We start from the raw sequence: 8,011 nt of genomic DNA, 5'->3' as shown, positions 1-8,011 counted from the left end.
ATTTTTGGACAAAAAAGCAACACACCTAATTTTTATATTGGTTGTGTTGCTTTTTTACATTTTATTATTCAATTCACTTATGTTTGAGTTTAAAGAATTAATACCGATACTCAGGTTCTCTAGTTTCCCTTCTATTCGGGGGGACACCGAAATACGTGTAAAAATCGGCCACTTAGATTTGAATCTATTGGTATGACCGACTTACACGTGTTTTTTTGTTTTTGATTTACTTGAAATATATCATCGGATTAATTATAATTTCATATTAATTTTACTAGATTTTATTAAAAGTATTTGAATCTAAAGTTGTATTTATCCAATATCGTTGCATTAGATTTTCGTTATTAAGTATTTCATTCTCAAGTACTCCACCATTTTGTTGAATAACTTTAGCAGAGCCAATGTTATCTTTTCTACAGACTAACAATAAATCATCTATCCCTAATTCATTAGCTAGCTTTACCCCCATTGATAGTATCTCACTACCATATCCCTTTTTCCTTTCAGAAGGCTTAATTCCATAACCAATATGACCAGCAAATTTTTCAAGGTAATCATTTAGGTAATGTCGTATATTGATAGCGCCTATAATATTTTCATCTTTATCAATCAAGAAATATGTATGTGCAGGAATCAATCCATCAATTGGAATAGATTCAAAATCAATAGTCCTTTTGAGCCATTCTTCATAATTTCTTCCTTCTAGTTTTACTGCTGATGGAATAATATCTTCATCTAAATCATCCCATTCCTTTATAAAATCGAAGTATTTCTCTTTCATCTCTAATGTTGGTCTTACTAACTCTAATTCCATATAACACACTCCTTTTAAATATATATTAATATTATAGCTCTAATTTATTGAAAATTAAAAAAGTTATTGCTAACATTAATAGAAAGTTGAAGGAGGATACACAATGACGAACTCAAAACAAAATTTATCTAGAAATATATTAATAATCCAATTACTATGTAGTGAATCTTTAATTGTGCCTATAAAGATATTATTTTTAATAAGCTTTATGTTAACAAACTCCGATTTATCTGTCTTAAAATTTATATTAGTAACATCTGTGTTTTTACTTGAAGTTCCAAGTGGATACTTATCAGATAAATATGGTAACAAAAAAGTTGTTATAATTAGCAAAATATCAATGATTATAGCAATGATAGGATTTTGTGTTTCCAAGAATATTTATGGATTTATATTTACTAATATATTAGTTGGTCTATCTACATCAATGGAGTCTGGTTCACAAAATACTTATTTTTTAGATGTATGCTATCAAAATGATATTGATTATACAACTATTAAAATTCAAATACAAAAATATAAAAATATATTTAACTTTATATTAATGCTCGTAAGCTCTTTAATATTTTCACTATGGAAATACACGCCATATATACTCACAGCTTTGTTTTATTTAATTTCATTGATATTATTAGTATTGCTACCAACAGAAAGTTTAAAATCAACAACTAGCTCCAAATCTATATTCATAAGTAGCAAATACTTATTCTTTAAAATAATAAAAAATAGGATGCTATTTATTGAGTTAATATTTTACACAGTTTGTACATCCATTATTATAAGTAACTTTGATTATTACACTGTATTTTTTAATAATTTAGGTGTTAAAGATGAATTATATGGCATCATATATTCATCATTTATGATAATTAGTATAATAGGCGTTCAAATTTATAGTAATAAATTAGATGGTAAAAAAGAGTATTGGTTCTTTCTCTTGGTTCCAATTAGCTTTTTACTTATTCGTTTAGAAAATTATATATCTCTTTCTGTAGGAATTTTTATTCAACAGTTAACTTACTCTTACTTCATGATACATTTTGATATATATGTTTTAAAGTCTATAGATAATTTAGATGAAAGTTCTCAATATCAATCTATGATTTCTTTTATAAATACTCTTATTAGAATGACTATATTATTTATATTATCTATAATGTTCAAGTTCATTAATCTAAATTCTATGTATATATTTTTTTCAATTACAATGTTCATAACTGTTTATCTGTATTTTAATTTTAGGAAAACTATAGCGGTTACTACTTCTAAAGAATTATAAAGCAAAATATTATGATAAATAGTAAAATATAATCATAACTTACAAGATATGATTATGTGATTAGGCATTAGTAATTCTAATACTTAAAGCAGAGTCATAATTGGTAATCATAAATACTCATATAATGCATTATTTTTCTAAGTGGCGGAAAATAGCATGTATCTCGTCCTCCTGATGGAAATAATCAAACCATTGAAATCAGCGGGTAAGATTGCCTTAACGTTGTAAATCCGCATTTTTAGGACACTACTAGGGCAATGTATGGGAATAATATATAAAAGCATTGATATTACTTGACTTGAATAAACTTTGGTGCAATTTTGCAGAAAAAACGCAGGTTACATATATAAAAGACAATTGGAGGAAGACATGAAGAAAAGAGCAGTGGGTTATTGTAGGATATCTACCTTAATGCAAGTAGATAATACTTCACTTAAGGACCAAGAAGAGAAAATTAGAATGTATGCTAAGCTTCACGATATCGTGATAGATAAAGTATTTATAGATAAAGCAGTATCAGGTAAATCAACTGATAGACCAGAGTATGATAAGATGATTGACTATGTAAAGAAAAATAATATAGATATGATAATGGTTTATAAGAACGATCGAATCCATAGATCATTATATAATTTACTAGCAATGATTTATAACCTTCAAGAGTACAATGTAGCATTAGTAAGTATAACAGAACACTTTGATACATCAACACCTCAAGGGATGCTATTCTTACAGATGCTAGGAAGTTTTGCAGAATTTGAGAGGGCAGTTATCAATGAAAGAACTCGTAATGGAAGAATCGCAAGATTAAATGAAAATAAGTGGGTTGGCGGCAAACCATCACTTGGATATAAAGTAAATAAACAGGGCCAGTTTGAAATAGATGAAGCAGAAGCTAAAATAGTAAAAGATATATTCAAGCTAAGGTCCAAGGGGCTTTCATTAGCTAAAATAGGTGATAAGTATGGATTTTCAAAGCAGAAGGTAGATTATATCCTAAAAAACAAAAACTACATTGGGATATTTGAGTACCAGGGCAAAAAAGAAAAGAATGAGATTGTTATTGATATAGAGCCAATAATATCAAAGTATATGTGGAATAAGGTAAATAAAATGAAAGATACAATCTAATAGAATCTAGAACTAGATCCATAAACCCAAATGATTTTAATGTATCTAGTTCTTAATAAAAATTAATATAGCGCTAATTATATTATATCCTTTTTTATAAACTTTCTTAGTGCCATTTCTCCTAATAAAATATACATTCCAAACATAATAATATTTAATATATCTATCTTATCGATATAAGATCCATAAAGCATAAATTTTAAAACATATGAGTAAGGAATAATACTTCCTATTTTTAAATAGACAGTTAATATTGAAGTAACACTAAAAATGAAGCCTATACCTACTGTTATGAATGTATTTTTTATAATTAAATTTAAGATATGCTGCACGATTATCATTGGAATACATGCTATTATTGCATATACCATGCCTTTTATAATTAAACTATCAATGTAATTATACTCTGGTGCGAATAAATACCTACTTATCCATATGATTAGTGAATACATAATTATATTGGTAACTATAATTATGAAGCTAACTATAGCCTTACTAATACAATAACTTTCTCTTTTGACAGGAGTCACCAATACGTTATTTATAGCATTATTTTTATACTCATTTCTCCATTGCATCGATATTATATATGAGGTGAAAATCCCCAAGCATACCCCTCCATAAATCAATGCATTCTGGTTATATATAACATCTAATTTCTGTGTATTTGATAAATTATAAACCCCCAGATTATATATATTTACAAGACCAAATATAACAAATACTAGTGGAAACAAAAATGCTATTATATTAGACTTATTTTTTATTATTTTAATAAATTCACAATATACTAACTTCTTGATATTAATTACCCCCTTATGTCCTTATTATTAAATATAATAAATCCTACTATAAAGAAAATAATCGATAATATAATAGAATTTATCATAGTTTGTACTAATATATTTGCATCATAAAATGGCGTTGTTTGCATAAGGTACATATAAGGATTATATGGTATATACTCAGGTTTCATAAATACCGATATAATAATTAATGCTAGATGTACCCCTATAGATATCATTTCATTTTTAAATATCATAGAAATCATAACGCTCAAACTTATGATTGCTAGAGATGCAAAAAATTGCATCCACATATATCTAACAAGAAATCCTATATCAATATATGAACTAATTTCACTACTCCTAGATAATATATAAATAAATAAACCATTTATAACAATACTTATAATTGTCGTTGCAAACACAATTAACAACTTTGATATGTATATACTACTTCTTTTAAGTGGGCATGTTAAAATTACATTCAACATTGAATCACTATAGTCTATAAAACTTATACTCATACTACTACTTATTATTGTAAATAATAAAAATAAGTGATAGTTTACCCTAGAGTGATTTTCTAAAATTAAACTATAAAATGGATTATGAAAGTTTCCATATGTTAGAACAGCCTCTTTTCTGATAATTAAATCTAATGCAAACAATAGACAACTAATAATGATTAAAATAAATGGAATTTTGTATATAATACTTTTTCTACTTTTTAGATATTCAGATTTTAAGCATAAACTAATACTCATAACTCTTTCCTTTCACTAACTTTATAAATATATCCTCTAAGTTTGTACAATCTTCATTAGAATTTTTCAATTCTTTAAGAGATCCTTCATATATCATTTTTCCTTTATTTATAATTCCTACGTCATCAACTAAGTTCTCCATTTCATTTAAAATATGTGAACTTATTATTATCGTTTTATTATAATCATCAGCAAGCTGTCTTAATAAATCTCGAATCTCTATTCTACCAAAGGGATCTAATCCATTTGTAGGTTCATCTAAGATTATAATTTCAGGATTATTAATTAATGCTAACCCTATAGCTAATCGTTGCTTCATCCCTAATGAAAATTTCGATACCTTTTTATTCCTAACATCTAATAATCCTACTGTTTTAAGTATATTATCTATTTCTTTTATATCTCCATTTTTCAATAAAGTTATTATTTTCATGTTATCATAGGCATTTAAGTGACTATAGTATGATGGTTGCTCTATTAAAGCTCCAACCTTTTTTAATATATTCATTTTATCTTTTTCAAATTGCTTTCCAAAAAACTCTATACTTCCATTATCTTTTCTTATCAAACCTAAAATCATCCTAATAGTAGTTGATTTTCCAGCACCATTTGGACCTAAAAAACCATAAATTTTACCTTTTTTAACGTTCATATTAATCTGATTTACAGCAAATATATCTTTATATTGTTTTGTTAATTGTTTTACCTCTAATACATTCATCCTGTCCCCCACCTTTCTATTTGATAAAAGTATATCATCCCAACCTTACACCAATATTTGCTTAACCTTACATTTACTTTACTTTTATTAGTAGATAACGTAAAAACTGAATTTTTGATATAATAAAGGTATCCTGAAAATGAAAGGAAGTTGATTTATGACTAATTACATAAAGATAAAGAAAATTCTTTTAGTAGATGATGATCCACAGCTAATATTAATGGAAAAATCTATATTAGAAGATGATGGGTATATAAATATTTTAACAGCAGCATCAGCTTCTGAGGCTATAATAAAATTTAATTCATATAAGCCGGATATTGTAATATTGGATATTATGCTTCCGGATGGGGATGGATTTTCTCTTTTAAAGAAAATGCGAGAAACTTCTGATGTTCCATGTCTTTTTTTAACTGCAAAAGGGGAGGTTGAAGATCGTTTCCTTGGACTTGGTATTGGAGGCGATGACTATATCGTAAAGCCATTTCTACCAAAAGAACTTACATTGAGACTTAGTGCTGTATTACGTCGTTGTTATAAAAATGAAAATCCCACGGTGATATTAAAAGATAGTACAATTGATTTTGAAAAAGCTCAAGTTGAAAAAGGTTCAGATATATTTACGCTTACAGCTAAAGAACACGCATTATTATCTGCATTATATCAAAATTCTAATAAAATTTTAACCATAGACTTATTATGTGAAGCTGCTTGGGGAGATAATTACTTTGGTTATGAAAACTCGCTTATGACACATATTAGACGTATTAGAGAGAAAATAGAATTAGATCCTTCACATCCTACGTCACTAATTACAATAAAAGGGTTAGGCTATAAATTAATTGTAGAAAAAAGAGGCAACTATTAATGGATATGAATGAGTTTATAAAAAGTAATTTAATCAAATTTATAGGATTTCTAATGATTATTTTATTAAGCAATGTATTAATATATATTATTTTATTTAACAGTAGTGTCAATTATTATAATAAAAATACTTCACCCAGTGAAATGACTGACATTACAGCAAACTCTATCTACCTAGACTCTGATAATAATTATAATTTAGATAAAGAAATTAAAGATGATTTACGATATAAAAATATTTGGGCAATGCTTATAGACAATACTGATGGATCTGTTATATGGAGTTTTGATTTACCTAATACAATAGAGACTCAATATACTTATTCAGATATAGCTAGATTTTCAAGGTATTATCTTGAAGACTATCCTGTATTTGTGCGTGAGTGTACATATGGTCTATTAGTACTTGGTTATCCAAAAGAAAGTATTGTTAAGTTTCCCACAAATTATATGTATTTTAATATGGTTAAAAACATTCCAATGTTAATTTTGATTATTATATTATTTGATGCTTTTCTTTTATTTATAGCTTATGCAGTTTCTAAATATAAGATTAATAAAGCAATCAACCCGATTGTTACAGCTATACAATCATTAGCTAATGGTAATAGTATAGAACTTAATAACGAAGGCGATTTATATGAGATAAATGAAAATATTAATAAATTATCACTTATTCTTAAGAAAAAAGACACTGCTCGTTCAAATTGGATTGCTGGAGTTTCACATGATATTAGAACGCCGCTTTCAATGATAATGGGGTATTCAGATAAATTAGCAAACAATAGTAATATTCCAAGTAGTTGCAAAGAACAGGCAAAAATTATACGTAAAAATAGTGAAAGTATCCGTGAACTAGTCAATGATTTAAATATATCATCAAAATTAGAATACGACACACATAACCTAGATATGAAGATTGTATATCCAATTAAACTAATACGATGTGTCATTGCAGATTTTTTAAATAGTGGTATAGATGAAAGTTATTCAATAGAGCTAACTACTCATGATATTGACTCAAATACTAACATTATCGGGGATGAGTTTCTACTAAAAAGAGCCTTGAATAACTTAATACAAAATAGTATTAAGCATAATCCAAATGGATGTAAGATTAATATAAATTGTATACGTAGAGCAAAGTATGTTTTTATTGAAGTGCTTGACAATGGTATTGGAGTTTCTTGTGATAAACTGGAAAAAGTAAAATCTAATGAGCATTATCTACTTGGTAATGGAAATATTTTAGAACAGCATGGATTAGGTTTATTAATCGTAAAGCAGATTATAAAAGTACATAATGGTCAAATAACATTTAAAAGTCAAAATAATTGTGGTTTTCAGGTAACTATTATGCTGGAAGATACTACTGTTGGTGGGACAAGAGGAGACATGTAAAAAACATATATATTTTTTTTCTAAGTCCAACTTGTGTTTTTTATTAAAAATAAGTGAAAAAAATACCCTCATTTTTTGTCCTCTTAGTATTGGGGTACTTTAGTACTGAATCGCTTTCTATGTACTAAAAAGTAATTTTATGTTACAATTTATCTATAACAATCGGATAATAAAAAAAGCTAGGAGTACTGTTTGGCGACGGGTATCCTAACTTTTAGTTTATAACCTAACAAGATAAGAGAATCTTGA

At 26.9% G+C, this 8,011-nt stretch carries 8 protein-coding genes; 4 read left to right on the top strand and 4 right to left on the bottom strand.

Annotation, left to right across the window (positions count from 1 at the left end; all coding sequences use genetic code 11):
* Positions 1 to 274: 274 nt before the first annotated feature.
* Positions 275 to 814 (bottom strand): GNAT family N-acetyltransferase, encoded by a 540-nt coding sequence (locus ACRDBA_RS16695; RefSeq protein ID WP_438574064.1) that lies wholly within the window; start codon positions 812 to 814, stop codon positions 275 to 277.
* Positions 815 to 917: 103 nt separating this feature from the next.
* On the opposite strand from ACRDBA_RS16695, the gene ACRDBA_RS16690 reads away from it, so the two are divergent.
* Positions 918 to 2,093, top strand: a complete 1,176-nt coding sequence (locus ACRDBA_RS16690; protein WP_438574063.1) for an MFS transporter — start codon at positions 918 to 920, stop codon at positions 2,091 to 2,093.
* 369 nt (positions 2,094 to 2,462) lie between these two features.
* Positions 2,463 to 3,224 (top strand): recombinase family protein, encoded by a 762-nt coding sequence (locus ACRDBA_RS16685; protein ID WP_438574062.1) that lies wholly within the window; start codon positions 2,463 to 2,465, stop codon positions 3,222 to 3,224.
* Between the two features lie 77 nt (positions 3,225 to 3,301).
* On the opposite strand, the gene ACRDBA_RS16680 is transcribed toward ACRDBA_RS16685, so the two are convergent.
* The 3 genes from ACRDBA_RS16680 to ACRDBA_RS16670 are packed head-to-tail and all read right to left on the bottom strand — an operon-like array spanning position 3,302 to position 5,494.
* Positions 3,302 to 4,027 carry an ABC transporter permease gene (locus tag ACRDBA_RS16680; RefSeq protein ID WP_438574065.1) on the bottom strand — a complete coding sequence of 242 codons (726 nt, stop codon included), beginning with the start codon at positions 4,025 to 4,027 and terminating at the stop codon, positions 3,302 to 3,304.
* A 5-nt stretch (positions 4,028 to 4,032) separates the two neighbouring features.
* A complete protein-coding gene (locus ACRDBA_RS16675; RefSeq protein WP_438574061.1) occupies positions 4,033 to 4,773 on the bottom strand; it encodes an ABC transporter permease in 741 nt (246 codons plus the stop codon).
* Positions 4,763 to 5,494 carry an ABC transporter ATP-binding protein gene (locus ACRDBA_RS16670; protein WP_438574060.1) on the bottom strand — a complete coding sequence of 244 codons (732 nt, stop codon included), beginning with the start codon at positions 5,492 to 5,494 and terminating at the stop codon, positions 4,763 to 4,765. The genes ACRDBA_RS16675 and ACRDBA_RS16670 overlap by 11 nt, the downstream gene beginning before the upstream one ends.
* Positions 5,495 to 5,651: 157 nt before the next feature.
* Here ACRDBA_RS16670 and ACRDBA_RS16665 point away from each other — a divergent pair, with 157 nt between their 5' ends.
* Both ACRDBA_RS16665 and ACRDBA_RS16660 read left to right on the top strand, forming a co-directional pair.
* Entirely contained in the window at positions 5,652 to 6,362 is a 711-nt protein-coding gene (locus ACRDBA_RS16665) for a response regulator transcription factor (RefSeq protein ID WP_438574059.1), read from the top strand.
* Positions 6,362 to 7,762: a sensor histidine kinase gene (locus tag ACRDBA_RS16660; RefSeq protein ID WP_438574058.1), complete on the top strand. Its 1,401-nt coding sequence runs from the start codon at positions 6,362 to 6,364 to the stop codon at positions 7,760 to 7,762. The genes ACRDBA_RS16665 and ACRDBA_RS16660 overlap by 1 nt, the downstream gene beginning before the upstream one ends.
* Positions 7,763 to 8,011: the final 249 nt, after the last annotated feature.

Origin of the sequence: Clostridium sp. (assembly GCF_051654825.1) — a bacterium.
In the GTDB taxonomy this organism is placed as follows: Bacteria; Bacillota; Clostridia; order Clostridiales; family Clostridiaceae; genus Clostridium.
This window is presented reverse-complemented; position numbering and strand designations above follow the sequence as displayed.

Coding starts and splice junctions, on each gene's coding strand:
- ACRDBA_RS16695 (WP_438574064.1), bottom strand. CDS start 814: ATGGAATTAGAGTTAGTAAGACCAACATTAGAGATGAAAGAGAAATAC.
- ACRDBA_RS16690 (WP_438574063.1), top strand. CDS start 918: ATGACGAACTCAAAACAAAATTTATCTAGAAATATATTAATAATCCAA.
- ACRDBA_RS16685 (WP_438574062.1), top strand. CDS start 2,463: ATGAAGAAAAGAGCAGTGGGTTATTGTAGGATATCTACCTTAATGCAA.
- ACRDBA_RS16675 (WP_438574061.1), bottom strand. CDS start 4,773: ATGAGTATTAGTTTATGCTTAAAATCTGAATATCTAAAAAGTAGAAAA.
- ACRDBA_RS16670 (WP_438574060.1), bottom strand. CDS start 5,494: ATGAATGTATTAGAGGTAAAACAATTAACAAAACAATATAAAGATATA.
- ACRDBA_RS16665 (WP_438574059.1), top strand. CDS start 5,652: ATGACTAATTACATAAAGATAAAGAAAATTCTTTTAGTAGATGATGAT.
- ACRDBA_RS16660 (WP_438574058.1), top strand. CDS start 6,362: ATGGATATGAATGAGTTTATAAAAAGTAATTTAATCAAATTTATAGGA.